We start from the raw sequence: 17,735 nt of genomic DNA, 5'->3' as shown, positions 1-17,735 counted from the left end.
TAGACTATATTGTAAAATTTGAGGGATATGCTTTAGCGTTCTACTTGACTAAAGCGTTAAAATGCGATACACTATTTTCAGAACAGAAAGGGTGTGGAATTTGAATGAAACCGGAAGAAATGCTTTTGAAAAAAGAGGAGCGGGTCAGCTTCAGCCTGCGTGCCTTATTTGAACAATATGGCTATCGAAAATTTAAGATGAGCAAATTTGAGGAGTACGATTTTTATGCGGAGAACAGAAGCTTTCTGCACAGCGAAGCCATCCTGACCTTTACGGGACTGGACGGCAAGCTTTTGGCACTCAAGCCGGATGTGACCCTTTCTATTGTGAAGAATACGAAGGGAAGCCGAGATACGGCAGAACGCGTGTATTATAACGAAAATGTATACCGTGCCAGAAAGGGCGCAGGTGAATACAAGGAAATCATGCAGGTTGGCTTGGAATATATCGGCGAGGTGGATGCATACGCCACGCTTGAGGTGCTTTTACTGGCGCAGAAAAGCCTGAAAACCATCAGCGACGCTTACATACTGGACGTTTCTCACATGGGCTTTGTGGCAGGGCTGATGGAGGAGGTTGCTTTGCCTTATGCACAGCAGGATAGAATCCTCGATTGCATCAGCGAGAAGAATATTAACGGGATTCGCGCAGTTTGTAAGGAAAACGGCGTTGCGGCGGATTTGACTGAGAGATTGGAGGGACTGGCGAGTCTGTATGGCAGTCTGGAGGAAACCCTGCCGCAGGCGAAGGCACTTTGCTGTAATGAAAAAATGGAGCAGGCGGTGCAGGAGCTGGGAAATATCCTGCGGTGTCTGAAAATCGGCGGCAATGAGGAAAAGGTGAACCTCGATTTTTCCATCGTGAACGATATGGATTACTATACGGGCATCATTTTTCAGGGCTTTATCAACGGTGTGCCCAGCAGCATTCTCAGCGGCGGCAGATATGACAACCTGCTGCGGAAATTGGGTAAGGATGCGGATGCCATCGGCTTTGCGGTTTATCTGGATTTGTTGGAACGCTTTGATTCCAAGGAAAAGGAATACGATGTGGATACACTCCTGCTTTATGAGGAGGGCGCGGATGTGGCGGCTCTGGCGCAGGCGGCGCAGATGCTGACCGATAACGGGCAGAGCGTTCTGGTGCAGAGAAAAAATACGGGAAACGTGAAATATAAGCAGCTGCTTTGTATGAAGGATAGGGGGCTTGAAATCGTTGCGGAACTGGATTAACATCGCACTGCCGAAGGGCAGATTAGGCGAAAAGGCGTATGATATTTTTGAGGCAATCGGCTATGGCTGTCCTTCTATTCATGAGGGCGGCAGAAAGCTGATTTTTGAAAACGAGGAAAACGGCGTGCGGTATTTCTGGGTAAAGCCCTCGGATGTGGCGGTTTATGTGGAACGCGGCGCGGCGGATATCGGTGTAGTCGGGAAGGATATTCTTCTGGAGCAGTCCTCGGATGTGTATGAGCTCTTGGATTTAGGCATGGGCAAATGCCGCATGGCGGTGGCAGGCGTGAAGGGAGAACGTCCCGATGGGGGACATACCCTGCGCGTGGCAACAAAATTCCCCAATATCGCAAGAGAATTTTACAGAAAGCAGAGCAGAGAAATTGATATTATCGAATTACATGGTTCGATTGAGATTGCCCCGATTCTGAAAATGAGTCATGTCATTGTAGATATCGTGGAAACGGGAACAACCCTCCGAGAGAATAATCTTGAGGTGATTGAAACGGTTGTGCCAATCAGCGCAAGGCTGATTGCGAATAAGGTCAGCTATAAGTTCAATAATGCAAGGATTCGCGAGCTGTGCGACAGGATTGCGGAGAATCTGGAAAAAAAAGACTGATAAGAAGAAATGAGGTGAAGGCATGATTCGAACCTATGCTTACAAAGACATTAAAATAGGAGAAATTTTTGCAAGAGAGGAAGAAAAAACGAATGTGGCGGACGTGGTTTCGGAGATTATCGCAGAGGTACGCAAAGGCGGCGATGCGGCACTGAAACGCTATGCAGAGCAATTCGATGGCGCGGCACCTGCGGTGTTTGAGGTTTCCGAGGAGGAACGGGCGGCGGCGTATGCACAGGCGGACGCGGCGTTTCTGGAGGTTTTAAAGGAAGCGGCGGCGCATATTCGTGCCTTCCATGAAAAGCAGAAACGGATGGATTTTGTGCTGACGGAGCGCGAGGGTGTTGTGCTTGGGCAGAAAATTATTCCTCTGGACAGAGTGGGACTTTATGTCCCCGGGGGGACGGCAAGCTATCCCTCTACGGTGCTGATGGATTGTATTCCTGCAAAGATAGCAGGGGTCAAGGAGGTTTGCATGGTAACGCCGGCGAAGGATGGGAAATTAAACCCCGATATCATTGCGGCGGCGGAAATCGCAGGGGTTGACCGTATTTTCAGAATCGGCGGCGCACAGGCGGTTGCGGCGCTTGCGTATGGCACGGAAAGCATCCCTCGTGTGGATAAAATCGTAGGCCCCGGCAATGCCTTTGTTGCAGAAGCGAAAAAGCAGGTGTTCGGGCAGGTTTCGATTGATATGATTGCAGGGCCGAGCGAAATTCTTGTGATTGCAGATGGCAATTCCGATGCGGAAATCATTGCGGCGGATTTGCTTTCGCAGGCGGAGCATGACAAAATGGCTTCGGCGGTTCTGGTGACGGAAAGCGAAGCCTTGGCACAGGCGGTAACGGCAGAGCTGGAACGGCAGATTGCACTGCTCCCCAGAACGGAAATCGCAAGAGCATCCATTGACAATAACGGAAAGATTATTCTGGTAAAGGATATCGCGGAAGCCATCGCGGTTTCCAATGAAATTGCACCGGAGCATCTGGAGGTTTCGGTGGATGAGCCGTTTCGTTATTTGGCGGATATCCGCCATGCCGGCTCGATTTTCCTTGGAAGAAACGCACCCGAAGCCTTGGGAGATTATTTCGCAGGGCCGAACCATACCCTGCCGACAAGCGGTACGGCGCGGTTTTCCTCTCCCTTGGGCGTGGATGATTTTGTGAAGCGTTCTTCCTTTACTTACTATACAAAAGAGGCACTGGCGGCGGAGGCGGAGAAAATCGGTTTCTTTGCCAGAAGAGAGGGCTTGGAGGCACATGCCCGTTCCGCTCTGGTGCGAAAAGATAAGGGGGTTATCCAATGAGCAGATTTATGAGTCCCCGTTTTACGGGCTTGGAGGCATATACACCCGGCGAACAGCCACAGGATCAGCAGTATGTAAAGCTGAATACGAATGAATCGCCCTATCCGCCCTCGCCTGCGGTGGTGGCGGCGATTTCTGCCGAGGAGGTCAGCAGGCTGAACCTTTACCCCGACCCGACAGGCAGGGTGCTGAAGGAAAAGCTGGCGGCGCTTTATGGCGTGAAAGCAGAAAATATCTTCCTTTCCAACGGCTCGGATGATATTCTGAATTTCGCCTTCATGGCGTTTTGCGACAGCGAAAGAGGGGCGGCATTCCCCGAAATCAGCTATGGTTTTTATCCTGTTTATGCCGACCTTTATCATGTGGACTGTGTGAAAATCCCTCTGAAAGAGGATTTTGGCGTGGATTATCGGGATTACTGCAATATCGACAGAATGGTTGTGATTGCGAACCCCAATGCGCCCACAGGGATGGAAATTTCCCTTGCGGAGATTGAGGAAATTCTGAAAACGAACCCGAACCGAATTGTGCTGATTGATGAGGCGTATATTGATTTCGGCGGCACCAGCTGTGTGGATTTGATTCGGAAATACGATAACCTGCTTGTGGTACAGACCTATAGTAAATCGCGCTCCATGGCAGGGGCAAGATTGGGCTTTGCCATTGCAGATGCAGGCATCATTGCGGATCTGGAAAAAATCAAGTATTCCACGAATCCCTATAATATCAACCGTTTGACACTGCTTGCAGGCGAAGCGGCGGTGGAAAGCAATGCTTATTATGTGGAAAATGCGAAGAAAATTGCGGCAACCAGAGATATGACGACTCAAAAACTCCGCGAGATGGGCTTTACCGTTCTGGATTCCAAGGCGAATTTTATTTTTGCAAAAAGCAACGCCGTCAGCGGCAGGGTGCTTTATGAGGAATTGAAGAAAAAAGGCGTTCTGGTGCGCTTCTGGGGCAAGGAAAAAATTGAGGACTTCCTGCGCATTACCATCGGCACGCCCGAACAGATGGAGGTTTTATTTGCGAAAGCAGCGGAGATTTTGCAGGAGCAGAAAGGGGATTGACATGAGACAAAGCGAGATTATCAGAAAAACCGCGGAAACGGATATTTGCCTTTCCCTTTTGCTGGATGGGTCGGGAAGGAGCAGTGTGAACACAGGCGTTGGCTTTCTTGACCACATGCTGACGCTTTTCGCAAAGCATGGCAGATTTGATTTGGATGTGGTCTGCAAGGGCGATATTGAGGTGGATGACCACCATTCCGTAGAGGATATCGGGATTTGTCTGGGACAGGCGTTTGCCGATGCTCTGGGCGAGGGCAGAGGAATTGCCCGTTACGGGGACATCACTCTGCCGATGGATGAAGCGCTGCTTCTGGCGGCGGTTGACCTTGGCGGCAGAAGTCATCTGGAATATGGTCTGGAAATTCCGACGGAAAAGGTTGGCACGTTTGATACGGAATTGGTGGAGGAATTTTTCATTGCCTTTGTGCGAAATGCAAAGCTGAATCTGCATCTCTTACAATTCAGAGGAAAAAATTCCCACCACATTATAGAAGGAGCCTTCAAGGCAACGGCGCGCGCCTTAGCGAAGGCAGTCGCGGTGCAGAAGGATTATGCGGATGAAATTCCATCCACGAAGGGGGTGCTTTGATGATTGCGATTATTGATTACGGCGTGGGGAATCTGTTTTCCCTGCAAAGCTCTCTGAAATTCATCGGGGCAGACGCGGAGGTCACGAATGATATTGCCAAAATCAAGGCGGCGGATAGAATCATCCTGCCCGGCGTGGGTGCGTTTGCGGATGCGATTCGGAAGCTGCGTGAAAGCGGCATGGAGCAGGTTGTTCTGGAGGAAGCGGCAAACGGCAAACCCTTGCTTGGCATTTGCTTAGGGATGCAGATGCTTCTGGAAAAAAGTTACGAATATGGCGAGCATGCAGGCTTAGGCTTGGTTGGCGGCAGTGTAAAGCCCATTGCGCCTATGATTGGGGAAGGGCTGAAGGTGCCGCATATTGGGTGGAATCGGCTGATTTTTCCGAAGGGCAGAGAAAAATCTAAGCTGTTTCAATACATCAATGAGGGCGACTGTGTCTATTTTGTACATTCCTACGCAGGGGTGGATTGTGATGCCTTTGTTTCTGCGAGAACGGAATACGGCGCAGAGCTGACAGCGGCGGTGGAGCGCGGCAATGTATACGGCACGCAGTTTCATCCCGAAAAAAGCGGCGAGGTCGGCTTGCAGATTCTAAAGGCATTTTGCGAATTGTAAGAAAGGGGGAAGGATTCGATGGAATTATTTCCTGCGATTGATTTGATTGACGGCTGTGCGGTGCGCCTGGTGAAGGGCGATTATGCACAGAAAACGATATACAGCGAGAATCCTGCGGCAGTAGCGCGCTCCTTTGCGGCGGCAGGGGCGAAATATCTCCATGTGGTTGATTTGGAGGGCGCGAAGAACGGCGGTACGCCTAATCTGGAAACCATCCGCACGATTGTGAGGGAAAGCGGGCTTCTGGTTGAGGTCGGCGGCGGCATCCGTTCCGAGGAAGTCATCAAGACCTATCTGGATGCAGGCGTATTCCGTGTGATTCTGGGGACAGCGGCGGTGCAGAACCCTGCCTTTCTGGAGGAAATGGTGCGGAAATACGGTGAGAAAATCGCGGTCGGCGTAGATATCAAGGATGGAAGGGTTGCCATCAAGGGCTGGACAGAGGTTTCCGAGGAAAGCTGCTTTGCCTTCTGCGAAAAGCTGCAGAAAATCGGCGTGAAAACGATTATCTGCACGGATATTTCCAAGGATGGTCTGCTTTCCGGCACGAATCTGGAATTATATCGACAGCTTTCCGAAAAATGCAAGGTGGATATCGTTGCAAGCGGCGGTGTAACTACGCTGGATGATGTGAAAAAACTTGCGGAGATGAAGCTTTATGGCGCGATTCTCGGCAAGGCACTTTATACGGGCAATATTGACCTCGCGGCTGCCGTGACACTCACAAAGGAGGGAAACGAATGATTACAAAAAGAATCATCCCCTGTCTGGATGTCAAGGATGGCAGAGTAGTCAAGGGGGTCAAGTTTGAAGGGCTTTCGGATGTTTCCTCTCCTGTGGAGCTAGGGAAATACTACAGCGACTGCGGCGCAGATGAATTGGTGTTTTATGACATTACGGCATCGGCGGAGGGCAGGGTGCTGTTCACCGATATCCTGACAGAGGTGGCGCAGAATATCTTCATTCCGCTGACGGTTGGCGGCGGCATCAACACCCTGGAGGACTTTGACCGCGTGCTGAAATGCGGCGCGGATAAGGTGAGCGTGAACAGCGGCGCAATCAGAAACCCTGAGCTGATTCGCGAGGCGGCGCAGAAATACGGCAATCAGTGTGTGGTGCTTTCTGTGGATGTGAAGCGCGTGGATGGGAAATTCATGGTATTTGCCAAGGGCGGCAGAGAAAACACCGGCATGGAGGCATTGCCTTGGATTGCGCGCTGCGTCGAAATGGGCGCAGGCGAGGTGGTTGTCAACAGCATTGATACGGACGGCGTGAAGCAGGGGTTTGATTTAGAGCTGCTGAAGGAGGTCTGCGCTTTGGTGAATGTGCCCGTGATTGCATCGGGCGGCGCAGGCTGTATCGAGGATTTTGTGACGCTGTTCCGGGAAATTCCCGATATTGATGCAGGGCTTGCGGCATCCATCTTCCATTTCGGTGAGGTGGAAATTTCCGCATTGAAGGAACGGCTTGCGGCGGAGGGCATTATCGTCCGCAGATAAGAGAAGGAAGGGAGAGAAAACCGTGGTAAACATAGATGAATTGCGTTTTGATGAAAAAGGGTTGATTCCTGCGGTTGTAGTGGATACCTACAGCAAAAAGGTTTTGACCGTGGCATATATGAACAAGGAAAGCCTTGCCATCAGCATGAAGGAGGGCAGAACCTGCTTTTGGTCGCGCTCTCGTCAGGAGCTTTGGCGCAAGGGCGAAACGAGCGGCAATGTGCAGCATATTGTCTCCATTACGGCGGACTGCGACAGGGACGCGCTGACGGTTGAGGTTGTGAAGGAAGGCCCTGCCTGCCATCTGGGGACAGAATCCTGCTTCTCCGATTTCGTGTATCTGAATCCTGCGTATCAGTCCTTCTCGGTGGATGGCTTGATGGAAATGCTGGAGGGCAGAAAAAAGGAAAAGCCCGAAGGCTCTTATACGACCTACCTTTTTGAAAAGGGCTTGGATAAGATTCTGAAAAAGGTCGGCGAGGAATGTACTGAGGTTATCATTGCGGCAAAGGCGGAGGACAGAGCCGAAACGATTTATGAAATTGCGGATTTGACGTACCATGTGATGGTGCTGATGACAGAGCAGGGGATTTCCCTTGCGGATATCCGCAAGGAGCTGGCAAAGAGACACATCATTGACCATAAGGTAAAGCAGGAGAAGATGACAAAATGAGATTTCCGAACATGAATTTTCATACCCACACCACCTACTGCGACGGGAAGGAAACGGCGGAGCAGATGGTGCAGGCGGCGATTGCGAAGGGCTTTACGCGCCTTGGCTTTTCGGGGCATGGGTTCAATGATTTCCGCCCGGAGGATCAGGAGGTCTGGTGCATGCGTCCGGAGGATGTGCCGAAATATCAGGCGGAGGTGCGCGCCCTTGCGGAAAAGTATCAGGATAAGATTGAAATTCTCTGCGGCGTGGAGCAGGATGCCTGTTCGACTGCGCTGACAGAGGGCTTTGATTATGTGATTGGCTCTGTGCATTATGTGGAGAAGAACGGGATGTATTACTGCGTGGACGAAAGCCCTGAGGTGCTGGAGCAGGGCATCCGCGAGGGCTTCGGCGGTGATGTATATGCGCTGACGAAGCGGTTCTTTGAGATAGAGGCGGAGGTAGTCTCCCGAACAAATGCGACCTTTATCGGACATTTTGACCTTGTGACGAAATTCAACGAGGGCAGCCGTTACTTTGACCCCATGGATAAACGTTACAGAACGGCGGCGCTTTCCGCAATGGATGCCCTTTTGGAAACAGGAAGGCCGTTTGAAATCAATACCGGCGGTATGTATCGCGGTCTGCGGACGGAGCCGTATCCCTCCTTGCAGCTTCTGCGTGATTTGAAGGAGCGAAGGGGGAAAATACTGCTTTCCAGTGACAGCCATAACGGGGCTTCTCTTGGCTTCCGTTTTGCCGAGGTGGCGCAGGCGGCGAAGGAGATAGGCTTTGACTCTGTTCTGGTGCTGAAAAAGGACGGCTGGGAGGAGTTTAAATTATTATAGGAACTTAAATTATTATAAAAGAGGAATTAAAAAATGCTGTCTGCAAAGGAAAATCTGCAAACAGCATTTTATTTTTGATGAAGCTTTGATGTTTTCAGCCGTTACAGCGGAACTTTGCCGCCACATCGGGATTTTTTTCGGCATATTCTGCCGCCATATCTGCCAGAGTGATATTATCTACAACCTCATCCAGTGCCACCTTCATTTTCTTCCAGATGGAAAGGGAAACGCAGTGGTCGGAATTGGCGCAGTTGGGATGGTCAACACAGTCCACAGGGGACAGAGAGCCTTCCAGCACACGCAGTATCTCGCCGACGGTGGTTGCTTCGGGAGGATTGGTCAGCGTATAGCCGCCCTGTGCGCCACGGAAGCTTTTTACCAGACCGGACTTGGTCAGTGGGTTGATAATCTGTTCCAGATATTTTTCGGAAATACCCTGATCCTTGGCGATTGTCTTTAAGGGAATCGTGCCATTGTTGTAATTCAAAGCCAGTGCAAGCATCAGACGGATGCCGTAACGGCCTCTTGTTGAAATCTTCATAAGGTCACCTCGCTCGTCTTTCGTATGATTTCGGTGGGTATGATGTTACGCTTCTTCCTGCCAGCCCTTGCAGATATCGACCCATTCTACGCAGTTGCCGTAATGATAAAGCTCATCGCAGGTCAGCTCGATTGCGGAATTGCTGCTGCCTGCCGCAGGGAATACGGTATCAAAGCGCTTCATAGAGATATCGGCATAAGCCTTTGTGCCTTCGGGCAATGCGAAGGGACAGACACCGCCGACAGCATGACCGGTTGCTTCTAGGGTTTCTTCAGGAGAGAGCATTTTTGCCTTTAGACCAAAGGTATCCTTGAATTTGCGGTTATCAATCTTGGTATCGCCTGCAACACAGATAACGATGGGGCCCTCCTTGCTCATCAGACAAAGCGTTTTTGTGATGCGTGCAGGGATAACGCCTGCTGCCTGTGCCGCCAGCTCAACGGTTGCGCTGGATTGCTCAAATTCAATAACCTCCTTGGGGCAGTTCATATTCTTCAGATATGCTCTTACTTTTTCGATAGACATGGTACCTCTCCTTTGTTTCCTTTTTGTTTCATTTTGTTTCTTTTTGCTATTTTATCGGGGAAATTTCTCCGAATGGTTTCTATTCATACTCAGCATAGCAGAAAAGCAGCCTTTATGCAAGCAAAATACTAGGAAAACAAGGAAAAGAAAAAGTGGTTGTTTTTTTAAGAAACCTATGGTAAAATATTTTTAAACTTTGCTTATGGCGTGATTGCAAAGCAAAGCGATTGCATCGGTATTGTTATGCAAAGTCTTTAAGAATTCCTAACCATGCGAAAGACGAAGCGATGATGATACAAGGAAAGGCCCTTTTATATCCCCGTATAAGAGGGCTTTTTATTTTTTGGAGGGCTTTTTATTAGGTATAATTTTTTTCGGGGAAACAGAAGACGGATTTTGTGTTCTCATTCTTGACGAAGGAATTTTCAGATGCTATACTCAAACTTGATTTAATATGGAATAAGAATCGAGGAATGAATATGATTCGAAATATACTGGAATATCTGGAGAAGACGGCGAAACGCCTGCCTGATAAAATCGCTTTTTCCGGTGCGGAGGGGACGATTACCTTTGCAGAGCTGGAGGAGACGGCAAAGCGCATCGGCACATACCTGACACGATTCGGCGGCAGAAGCTGCCCAATCGCGGTGATGATGCAGAAAACGCCTGTTTCTGTGGCGGCATTTCTGGGTGCGGTCTACAGCGGCAATTTCTATACGCCCATTGATGTGACCATGCCGAAGGAGCGTGTGCTTTCTATTCTGCATACCTTACAGCCGCAGGTGCTTCTGATTGATGAAAAAAGCCGAAAGGCGGCAAATCATCTGGGCTATGAGGGGGAAATCATCGTTCTGGAGGAGCTTCTGGAAACGGAAATTGATGATGCACTTTTGCGGAAAATCCGCCGCTCTGTGATTGATACAGACCCTCTGTATGCGCTTTTTACCAGCGGCTCAACAGGGGTACCCAAGGGCGTTGTCATCAGCCACCAAGCTGTTGTGAATCTGACGGAATGGTACACCGAAGCGTTTTCCATTTCCGATGCGGAAATCATCGGCAATCAGGCACCGTTTTATTTTGATTCCTCTGTAAAGGATTTGTACGCGGTGCTGAAAACGGGCGCGCAGATGGAAATTATCCCGAAGATGCTTTTTTCCTTCCCGAAAAAGCTTCTGGAATATCTGGAGGAAAAGCAGATTAACTATATCGACTGGGTGCCTTCTGCACTGTGTATTGTGGTGAATACAGGGGCGCTGGAGAATTTCCAACCCTCCTATCTGAAGAAGATTATGTTCTGCGGCGAGGCAATGCCGACCAAGCAGTTCAATCAGTGGAGAGAAAAATATCCCGATGCTATGTTTGCGAATATCTATGGCCCGACGGAAACAACGGTGGACTGCACCTATTATATTGTAGACAGGGAATTTGCGGATGATGAGCCTCTGCCAATCGGCTATGGCTGCCGCAATACGGATGTATTCATTTTGAATGGGGACAGGCTTGCGGCAGAGGGGGAAAGCGGTGAGCTTTGCGTGCGTGGCAGATGCCTTGCGCTTGGCTATTATAATAACCCCGAAAAAACGGCAGAAGCCTTTATCCAGAACCCTTTGAATCCGTATTATCCCGAAAAAATTTATAAAACGGGAGATATTGTGAAATATAATGAACGGGGCGAAATCGTCTTTCTGGCAAGGAAGGATCATCAGATTAAGCACATGGGACACCGCATTGAGCTGGGCGAGATTGAAACAGCTGTCAATTCCATTGAGGGGATTGAAACGGGCGTTTGCCTTTATGACGAAGGAACACAGCGGATTCTGCTGTTCTACTGCGGCACGGAGGAAATGACACAGGCATATATTCTGAAATGCCTGCGCGATAAGGTGCCGAAATATATGTTCCCGAATCTGATGTTAAAATTGGAAAAAATTCCCCAGACTTTGAATGGAAAGATAGACAGATTGGCTTTAAAGGAGTATTATGATAACGATAAGCAAAATACCTGATGGAAAAAGCTGGGTAGATGCAATCGCTCAGTATCGTTCCAAAGGAATGCGGACAAATTTTTACGCTGCGGCGGAGGAATTCCTTCCGCAGTTGCAGTGGCTTTCCGAACTGAAATTTGACGGCGGCTGTTATCTGTTCCATGAAAAGGAAAAGCAGATTGACCTGTATTTCTTTCTGGAGCAGGGGAGAAAGGCGGAACAAATCCCTGTGTTTGACAAGTCTGTACTTCTGGAGCAGGTCGGCGTGACGAAAGCACCGCCTGATTTGGCAGAATGGGAGGAAATCGGCTTTGTGCGCTATTTGCAGCGAAAACGGCTCTTTCTTTCCGCAAGGAATGTGGAAAAAACAGAACGCGTACCTTCCTTTGCAAAAGAAGAAGAAGCGGAAACAATTCTCGCGTTGATGCAGCAGTCCTTTGAGCCGTATACCTCGGCTTTGCCCGATTTGGACACCCTGCGGCAGGATATCCGTGAAAACCGTGTGCTTGCGGCAAGGGAGGGGGAGAAGCTTCTTGGTTTTCTGCGCTTCGGCAGAGAAAAGAAGGTATCCGTCCTCTGGCAGATTGCGGTTGCGCTGGATGGCAGAGGAAAGGGCATTGGAAGCGGTCTGGTGCAGGATTGGCTTGTCATAGAGAGAGATGAGGCTGCAAAATTTCAGCTTTGGGTGCGGGAGGATAACCCTTCTGCGTTAAGGATGTATGAAGCATCGGGCTTTTTGCCGGACGGCAGAATCGCTCCGGTGATGATGAAAAAGTAAGAGAGAGAAAGGAAATGAAACATGGAAACATTACTGAAAATTCTGGCAGAACTGAGACCTGACGTAGATTTTGAGGAGAACAAGGAATTGGTTGACAGCGGCGAGCTGGATTCCTTCGATATTGTTTCTCTGGTAGGCGAGCTGTGCGATGAATACGATATCGAAATCGGCGCAGATGAAATTGTTCCCGAAAACTTTAACTCTGTAGAAGCAATCTGGGCATTGGTGCAGAGATTGCAGGAGGACTAATCAATAAGAATTATGGAGGAGTAAAGCGGTATGGCATTTACATCATTTCGATTTATCGTTTTTCTTGTACTGGCTGCCGCAGCATATTTCCTGACACCGAAGCGTTGCCGATGGGTAACGCTTTTTGTTGCTAACTATGTATTTTATTTTATTTCCGGTGGGCGGATTTTTATTTATCTGCTGGCAACCACGGTGACTACATATCTGGCAACGGTGAAAATCGGGGATATGGCGGCGAAAAACAAGATTGCCTTTAACGAGGCAAAGGCGGAATTGGATAAAGAGGGCAAAAAGGCATGGAAAGCCGCCTTTGCAAAGAAAAAGAAGCGGATTCTCATCCCGACCCTGTTGTTCAACTTTGGGATTCTGGCAGTGCTGAAATATTCCGGCTTTGTGACAGAAAACCTGAATCTGCTGTTTGCAAAAATCGGCATTGGGACGGAGCTGCCCGTTTTTCGGTTTCTTCTGCCCTTGGGCATTTCCTTCTATACCTTTCAATCCATGGGGTATCTGATTGATGTTTACAGAGAAAAGCAGGAGCCGGAGCGGAACTTTTGCAAGCTGGCGCTGTTTATTTCCTTTTTCCCTCAGATTGTGCAGGGGCCTATTTCTCGCTTCGGCACATTGGCGGAGCAGCTGTTCCGCGCGAATGAATTTTCCTATACACGCATCAAGTTCGGCGTACAGCTGATGCTCTGGGGTGCGTTCAAGAAAATGGTCATCGCGGATAGAGCGGCGGTTCTGGTGGATAATGCGTTTGGCTTTCCCGAAACCTTCGGCGGCACCTATGTTGCGGCAGCGGCGTTGGCGTACGCCATCCAGATTTACGGCGATTTTTCCGGCGGGATTGATATTGCAACAGGTGCGGCGCAAATTTTTGGCGTAACGCTGGATAAAAACTTTGAACGCCCCTATCTGGCAACCTCAATTCCCGATTATTGGCGCAGATGGCACATGACGCTCGGCGCATGGTTTCGGGATTATGTGTTCTATCCCTTGTCCCTGTCGAAATTCTTTTCCCGTCTGGGGAAGAAATGCAGAGGGATTTTCGGGAATTATATCGGCAAGCTGATTCCCGTGCTGATTCCGCAGTTTATCATATTCTTCCTCATCGGTATCTGGCATGGGGCAGAATGGAAATATATCGCCTTCGGCTGCTATAACGGTACGCTCATCGTGCTTGGTATTCTCTTTGAACAGCCCTTGCAAAAGCTGGTGAAAAGGCTGGCGATTCGCACGGACTGCATCAGCTGGCGGATTTTTCAGGTGCTTCGCACGCTGATTCTGGTTGCAATCGGCAAGATTATCACGCGCGCACCCGGCGTTTCCGCAGCGAAATATATGATTACCTCCATGGTAAAGAACTGGAATACGGATGTCCTGCTTGAGGGCGGACTTTTGACGATGGGTCTGGATGTGAAGGATTTATGGGTGCTGTTCCTGTCCTGTCTGGTTCTGCTTTCTGTCAGCCTGATGCAGGAAAGCGGCATCAGAGTAAGAGAGACCCTCGCGAAGCAGAACCTCTATTTCCGTTGGGTGATTTATCTGGGTGCCTTGTTCTCCCTGATTCTTTTTGGCGTGTATGGCTTGAATTATAACGCCGCTGACTTTATTTACAGGGGGTTCTGAGTATGAATAGGAAAGAGTGTTTGAAAATTATGGTAAGATGTGTTGCATTTGTGGTGGTTTTCTCCATGCTCTTTGGCAATGCGACGGATTTGCTGATGCGGCATGATGATGAATCCAATGAAATTCATGCCTTTTACAGTGAACCGGAGGATACGATAGATGTGCTGTATGTCGGGAGCAGTCCGCTTCTGCGTGGGGTATCTCCGATGGTGATGTGGCAGGAGCATGGCTTTACGGGCTATGTCCGCGCGTCGGCATTGCAGGCACCCTCTGTCAGCTATGGACTTTTGGCGGAGTCGCTGAAATATCAGAATCCCGAGCTGGTAGTTCTGCTCTGCGATAATATCTTTTCGGATTACGATTATGCAGAGCGGGAAGGGGATTTACGCCGTGGACTGGACGGCATGAAGATGTCGAAATATAAGCTGGATATTATCAAAGAGGTGACAGCTGCGGATGAATCGCAGTCCATGCTGTCCTATGCCTTTCCGCTGATGCGCTACCATGACCGCTGGAAGGAAATCAATCTGGCGGAGGATAAGCCGGAGCCCCTGCTGGAGCATTCCTTTAAGAAGGGAAATGTTTATCTTAGAGAGATTGCGCCGCAGGCCTACCCCGAAAACTTCATGGAGCCGACAGGGGAAACTGCCTCCTTTGACGAGAGCGCAAAGGACTATATTGAAAAATCCATCGCGCTTTGCAAGGAAAAGAATATTCCCGTTCTGCTGCTGCATCTGCCGAAAATGAGCTGGACGTATGCGCAGAGCGAGGCACTGGAGGGTTTTGCTGCGGCGCAGGGTGTAACCTATCTGGATCTGGACAGAGCGGAATACAGAGAACAGCTTGGCTTAGACCCGCAGGTTGATTATTATGATCAGGGACACATGAACCTCACGGGGACAATCAAGCTTTCCCGTTGGCTTGGCGCTTGGCTCGATGCGCAGTATAACCTGCCAGACCATAGAGAGGATGCCGCAATCAGCGCGGAATGGAACGCGGATTTCAAGGAATACGCCGAGAAAACAGGCTTACAGGAATAAAAAAGAGAACGATGCTTTTCCCGTGGGGAAGGACACCGTTCTTTTTTATTTGGTGAGATTGAGGACTGTTTTCTTCTGCTTTTTGGCAAGGCTTGCGAATTGCGCTGCGCCGCCCCAATCATGCGTGATATAGGTCACAACGAAATGCGATTGTTTCAGCATCCATTTGTTGCGGTAGGAAATGGCGAAACGTTTCGGAGCGGCTTCAATGCCATCGGGCAGAAGGGAAGGAAAGGGATACGCAAGCTTTTTTGTGGGGAGATAGGCAAGCACCACCGCACAGCGAATGTGGGGGTAGTCCTGCATGAGTTCCGCCAGAGTGGAACGCACCATTGCATCAAATGCGCCATGATTGCCGACATAGAAGGTATCAACGGACTGCGCATCAATCAGATGGATGAGGGCTTGCTTCAGATTTGGCTCTATGGAGGATGGGCAGTCGCGATGCCCAAAGAATGTACAGACAGACATAAACTCACCTCAAAATAATATTACCCATATACGGGTAACTCTATTGTAAATCTTCTTTATTTCATAAGTCAACCCAAATTCGGGTAAGGTGCAATTATTTTGTTGTTATTATCATATCAACCTATATATGGGTAATGATGATAACGAGGCGATAATCATGGACTACTCGGAGATTTACAGAAAACGAATACGAACGCTTTGCGAAGAACGGGGCATTTCCATTAACAGGCTTGCAACAATGAGCGGCGTGAGCCAATCCACGCTGGACAACATTATGCGTGGGTTATCGAAGAACCCGAATGTAAGGACGATGCACAAGGTTGCCAATGCTTTTAACATGACCTTGGCAGAGTTTCTGGATTTTGAAGAGCTGAACGAATATTCCTTTGAGGATCATATGGAAGAACAATAAAAAAGGAGCCTTTTGGCTCCTTTTTTCTATCATTTTCTCTTTTTCCCGTAGGTTTTTTCTTTTTTTGCAATTTCGATATGCACCCGCTTGCCCTTGATTTTTGCGTGCTTCATGCCATGCAAAATATCTCTGACAAATTCGTTCGGCACATCCACAAAGGTGTATTCATCAAAAATGGCAATTTCACCCAGTGTTTTCCCCGGAATACCTGCCTCATTCGCAATCGCACCCACGATATCCTTCGCGCGGATTTTGCTTTTTTTGCCGGCATTGATGAACAGGCGTACCATTTTTTCGCCTTCGCCGCCGTAAAGCTCCGTGCCGCCCAGATTGATATCATCCAGTGCATCAATATCATCTGCATTGACATCAGAAAGATGATCCTTCAATAACGCCGCCGCAATGTCAATGCTGGTGTAATCCTCCTCCATCAGGCGGTCAACGAGGTGGATATATTTCGTCAGATGTCCTTCCTCAATGATACCCTTGATTTTTTCAAGATAAATATTGGTTTTCATTTCCTCTACATCGCTGAGGGTAGGCAGTTTTTGCTGCTGAATCTTCGTTTTGGTGTAGCGCATGATGTCGCGCAGCTTGTAGATTTCCTTGCCGACGCAGAAGGTAAATGCCTTGCCTGCCTTGCCTGCACGCCCTGTACGCCCAATGCGGTGTACATAATATTCCTCATCCTGCGGTACATCATAGTTGAATACCACATCAATATCGTCAACGTCAATCCCTCTTGCGGCAACATCTGTCGCAACCAGAATTTCAATCGTGCCGTTGCGGAATTTCTGCATGACCTTATCACGCTGTGCCTGCTTGAGGTCGCCATGCAGCCCTTCTGCGAAATAGCCGCGTCCCTGCAGCATTTCCACTAAATCATCCACGCGTTTTTTAGTATTGCAGAATACCATTGCCAGCTTGGGGTCATACACATCAATGATGCGGCAGAGGGCATCCAGCTTTGTTTTTTCCTTTACGTCAAAATAATATTGCTCGATATTAGGAACGGTCAGCTCCTTGCGTACGATTTTGATAAATTCGGGGTTCTTCTGGAACCGCTTTGTGATATCCAGAATTTCGGGGGAAAGTGTTGCGGAGAAGAGCAGTGTCTGATGCTCCTCCGGAATTTTCACCAGAATGGTTTCGATATCTTCGCGGAAGCCCATATCCAGCATTTCGTCCGCTTCATCCAGAACCATCATCTGTACGGTTTCTGCCTTGATGGTTCTTCTTCTCATGTGATCCATCACGCGCCCGGGTGTACCGATGACAACCTGTGTGCCTTTTCTCAGTGCGGCAATCTGCCTGTCGATAGGCTGTCCGCCGTAAATGGGCAGAACGCGGATGTTGTCCTTATATTTCAGCAGCTTGCGGAATTCCTCGCTTACCTGAATCGCCAGCTCTCTGGTGGGGCAGAGGATGAGCGCCTGCAAGCGTCTGTCCTCAGGGTTAATGCGTTCCAGAAGGGGAATTCCGAAAGCGGCGGTTTTGCCTGTCCCTGTCTGAGACTGTCCGATGATGTCCTTGCCTTCTAAAATAACGGGAATCGCCTGGCTCTGGATGGGGGTTGCTTCTTCAAAGCCCATATCCAGCACTGCGCGGCAGATTTCGTTGGAAATATTCATATCTTCAAATCTTAAGTGTTCCATGTTTTCTTCCTT

At 49.2% G+C, this 17,735-nt stretch carries 20 protein-coding genes; 16 read left to right on the top strand and 4 right to left on the bottom strand.

The window, feature by feature from the left end:
- The first annotated feature begins 104 nt into the window (after positions 1–104).
- Genes GPK49_RS04525 through GPK49_RS04480 form a run of 10 tightly spaced genes read left to right on the top strand, consistent with a single transcriptional unit; the run spans position 105 to position 8,438 of the window.
- Positions 105–1,232, top strand: a complete 1,128-nt coding sequence (locus GPK49_RS04525; protein ID WP_215676878.1) for an ATP phosphoribosyltransferase regulatory subunit — start codon at positions 105–107, stop codon at positions 1,230–1,232.
- A complete protein-coding gene (gene hisG / locus GPK49_RS04520; RefSeq protein ID WP_318283835.1) occupies positions 1,216–1,854 on the top strand; it encodes an ATP phosphoribosyltransferase in 639 nt (212 codons plus the stop codon). The genes GPK49_RS04525 and hisG overlap by 17 nt, the downstream gene beginning before the upstream one ends.
- A gap of 22 nt (positions 1,855–1,876) precedes the next feature.
- Positions 1,877–3,160: a histidinol dehydrogenase gene (gene hisD / locus GPK49_RS04515; protein WP_215676876.1), complete on the top strand. Its 1,284-nt coding sequence runs from the start codon at positions 1,877–1,879 to the stop codon at positions 3,158–3,160.
- Positions 3,157–4,230, top strand: coding sequence for a histidinol-phosphate transaminase (gene hisC, locus GPK49_RS04510; RefSeq protein ID WP_215676875.1), 1,074 nt, complete (start codon positions 3,157–3,159; stop codon positions 4,228–4,230). The genes hisD and hisC overlap by 4 nt, the downstream gene beginning before the upstream one ends.
- A gap of 1 nt (position 4,231) precedes the next feature.
- Positions 4,232–4,819 carry an imidazoleglycerol-phosphate dehydratase HisB gene (hisB, locus tag GPK49_RS04505; RefSeq protein ID WP_016408006.1) on the top strand — a complete coding sequence of 196 codons (588 nt, stop codon included), beginning with the start codon at positions 4,232–4,234 and terminating at the stop codon, positions 4,817–4,819.
- Positions 4,819–5,436, top strand: a complete 618-nt coding sequence (hisH, locus tag GPK49_RS04500; protein WP_215676874.1) for an imidazole glycerol phosphate synthase subunit HisH — start codon at positions 4,819–4,821, stop codon at positions 5,434–5,436. The genes hisB and hisH overlap by 1 nt, the downstream gene beginning before the upstream one ends.
- 18 nt (positions 5,437–5,454) lie before the next feature.
- Entirely contained in the window at positions 5,455–6,180 is a 726-nt protein-coding gene (hisA, locus tag GPK49_RS04495) for a 1-(5-phosphoribosyl)-5-[(5-phosphoribosylamino)methylideneamino]imidazole-4-carboxamide isomerase (RefSeq protein WP_215676873.1), read from the top strand.
- Complete coding sequence (hisF, locus tag GPK49_RS04490; protein ID WP_016408003.1) at positions 6,177–6,935, top strand: imidazole glycerol phosphate synthase subunit HisF; 759 nt, start codon at positions 6,177–6,179, stop codon at positions 6,933–6,935. Before hisA ends, hisF begins: the two co-directional genes overlap by 4 nt.
- Before the next feature lie 22 nt (positions 6,936–6,957).
- Positions 6,958–7,608 (top strand): bifunctional phosphoribosyl-AMP cyclohydrolase/phosphoribosyl-ATP diphosphatase HisIE, encoded by a 651-nt coding sequence (hisIE, locus tag GPK49_RS04485; RefSeq protein WP_215676872.1) that lies wholly within the window; start codon positions 6,958–6,960, stop codon positions 7,606–7,608.
- Positions 7,605–8,438, top strand: a complete 834-nt coding sequence (locus GPK49_RS04480) for a histidinol-phosphatase (RefSeq protein WP_215676871.1) — start codon at positions 7,605–7,607, stop codon at positions 8,436–8,438. Before hisIE ends, GPK49_RS04480 begins: the two co-directional genes overlap by 4 nt.
- 94 nt (positions 8,439–8,532) lie before the next feature.
- On the opposite strand, the gene GPK49_RS04475 is transcribed toward GPK49_RS04480, so the two are convergent.
- Positions 8,533–8,979 carry an RrF2 family transcriptional regulator gene (locus tag GPK49_RS04475; protein WP_215676870.1) on the bottom strand — a complete coding sequence of 149 codons (447 nt, stop codon included), beginning with the start codon at positions 8,977–8,979 and terminating at the stop codon, positions 8,533–8,535.
- A gap of 45 nt (positions 8,980–9,024) precedes the next feature.
- Entirely contained in the window at positions 9,025–9,504 is a 480-nt protein-coding gene (locus GPK49_RS04470) for a YbaK/EbsC family protein (RefSeq protein ID WP_118579215.1), read from the bottom strand.
- Between the two features lie 479 nt (positions 9,505–9,983).
- Between GPK49_RS04470 and GPK49_RS04465 the strand changes: the two genes are divergently transcribed.
- Genes GPK49_RS04465 through GPK49_RS04445 form a run of 5 tightly spaced genes read left to right on the top strand, consistent with a single transcriptional unit; the run spans position 9,984 to position 15,185 of the window.
- Positions 9,984–11,510, top strand: a complete 1,527-nt coding sequence (locus GPK49_RS04465) for an amino acid adenylation domain-containing protein (RefSeq protein ID WP_215676869.1) — start codon at positions 9,984–9,986, stop codon at positions 11,508–11,510.
- Positions 11,485–12,267, top strand: a complete 783-nt coding sequence (locus GPK49_RS04460) for a GNAT family N-acetyltransferase (protein ID WP_215676868.1) — start codon at positions 11,485–11,487, stop codon at positions 12,265–12,267. The genes GPK49_RS04465 and GPK49_RS04460 overlap by 26 nt, the downstream gene beginning before the upstream one ends.
- A gap of 21 nt (positions 12,268–12,288) precedes the next feature.
- Positions 12,289–12,516, top strand: a complete 228-nt coding sequence (locus GPK49_RS04455) for an acyl carrier protein (protein ID WP_016407996.1) — start codon at positions 12,289–12,291, stop codon at positions 12,514–12,516.
- A gap of 30 nt (positions 12,517–12,546) precedes the next feature.
- Positions 12,547–14,145 (top strand): MBOAT family O-acyltransferase, encoded by a 1,599-nt coding sequence (locus tag GPK49_RS04450; protein WP_016407995.1) that lies wholly within the window; start codon positions 12,547–12,549, stop codon positions 14,143–14,145.
- Positions 14,146–14,147: 2 nt separating this feature from the next.
- The gene (locus GPK49_RS04445) at positions 14,148–15,185 is read left to right on the top strand and encodes a hypothetical protein (RefSeq protein WP_215676867.1); all 1,038 of its coding nucleotides are present in this window, start codon (positions 14,148–14,150) and stop codon (positions 15,183–15,185) included.
- A gap of 45 nt (positions 15,186–15,230) precedes the next feature.
- Here the strand turns inward: GPK49_RS04445 and GPK49_RS04440 are convergent, their stop codons facing one another.
- A complete protein-coding gene (locus tag GPK49_RS04440; RefSeq protein WP_215676866.1) occupies positions 15,231–15,656 on the bottom strand; it encodes a hypothetical protein in 426 nt (141 codons plus the stop codon).
- Positions 15,657–15,813: 157 nt separating this feature from the next.
- On the opposite strand from GPK49_RS04440, the gene GPK49_RS04435 reads away from it, so the two are divergent.
- On the top strand, positions 15,814–16,068 hold the full coding sequence (locus tag GPK49_RS04435; RefSeq protein WP_215676865.1) for a helix-turn-helix domain-containing protein: 255 nt from the start codon (positions 15,814–15,816) through the stop codon (positions 16,066–16,068).
- A 29-nt stretch (positions 16,069–16,097) separates the two neighbouring features.
- On the opposite strand, the gene GPK49_RS04430 is transcribed toward GPK49_RS04435, so the two are convergent.
- A complete protein-coding gene (locus tag GPK49_RS04430; RefSeq protein ID WP_016407990.1) occupies positions 16,098–17,723 on the bottom strand; it encodes a DEAD/DEAH box helicase in 1,626 nt (541 codons plus the stop codon).
- Between the last annotated feature and the right edge of the window lie 12 nt (positions 17,724–17,735).

Origin of the sequence: Clostridium sp. MCC345 (assembly GCF_018785345.1) — a bacterium.
Lineage (GTDB): Bacteria > Bacillota > Clostridia > Lachnospirales > Anaerotignaceae > Anaerotignum_A > Anaerotignum_A faecicola.
Note: the sequence above shows the minus strand (reverse complement) of the source record. Positions and strands in the feature narration are given on the sequence as shown.

Bases quoted from the DNA above. Each gene is read 5' to 3' on its own strand.
- GPK49_RS04525 (WP_215676878.1), top strand. From the start codon at position 105: ATGAAACCGGAAGAAATGCTTTTGAAAAAAGAGGAGCGGGTCAGCTTC.
- hisD (WP_215676876.1), top strand. From the start codon at position 1,877: ATGATTCGAACCTATGCTTACAAAGACATTAAAATAGGAGAAATTTTT.
- hisC (WP_215676875.1), top strand. From the start codon at position 3,157: ATGAGCAGATTTATGAGTCCCCGTTTTACGGGCTTGGAGGCATATACA.
- hisB (WP_016408006.1), top strand. From the start codon at position 4,232: ATGAGACAAAGCGAGATTATCAGAAAAACCGCGGAAACGGATATTTGC.
- hisH (WP_215676874.1), top strand. From the start codon at position 4,819: ATGATTGCGATTATTGATTACGGCGTGGGGAATCTGTTTTCCCTGCAA.
- hisA (WP_215676873.1), top strand. From the start codon at position 5,455: ATGGAATTATTTCCTGCGATTGATTTGATTGACGGCTGTGCGGTGCGC.
- hisF (WP_016408003.1), top strand. From the start codon at position 6,177: ATGATTACAAAAAGAATCATCCCCTGTCTGGATGTCAAGGATGGCAGA.
- GPK49_RS04480 (WP_215676871.1), top strand. From the start codon at position 7,605: ATGAGATTTCCGAACATGAATTTTCATACCCACACCACCTACTGCGAC.
- GPK49_RS04475 (WP_215676870.1), bottom strand. From the start codon at position 8,979: ATGAAGATTTCAACAAGAGGCCGTTACGGCATCCGTCTGATGCTTGCA.
- GPK49_RS04470 (WP_118579215.1), bottom strand. From the start codon at position 9,504: ATGTCTATCGAAAAAGTAAGAGCATATCTGAAGAATATGAACTGCCCC.
- GPK49_RS04465 (WP_215676869.1), top strand. From the start codon at position 9,984: ATGATTCGAAATATACTGGAATATCTGGAGAAGACGGCGAAACGCCTG.
- GPK49_RS04460 (WP_215676868.1), top strand. From the start codon at position 11,485: ATGATAACGATAAGCAAAATACCTGATGGAAAAAGCTGGGTAGATGCA.
- GPK49_RS04455 (WP_016407996.1), top strand. From the start codon at position 12,289: ATGGAAACATTACTGAAAATTCTGGCAGAACTGAGACCTGACGTAGAT.
- GPK49_RS04450 (WP_016407995.1), top strand. From the start codon at position 12,547: ATGGCATTTACATCATTTCGATTTATCGTTTTTCTTGTACTGGCTGCC.
- GPK49_RS04445 (WP_215676867.1), top strand. From the start codon at position 14,148: ATGAATAGGAAAGAGTGTTTGAAAATTATGGTAAGATGTGTTGCATTT.
- GPK49_RS04440 (WP_215676866.1), bottom strand. From the start codon at position 15,656: ATGTCTGTCTGTACATTCTTTGGGCATCGCGACTGCCCATCCTCCATA.
- GPK49_RS04435 (WP_215676865.1), top strand. From the start codon at position 15,814: ATGGACTACTCGGAGATTTACAGAAAACGAATACGAACGCTTTGCGAA.
- GPK49_RS04430 (WP_016407990.1), bottom strand. From the start codon at position 17,723: ATGGAACACTTAAGATTTGAAGATATGAATATTTCCAACGAAATCTGC.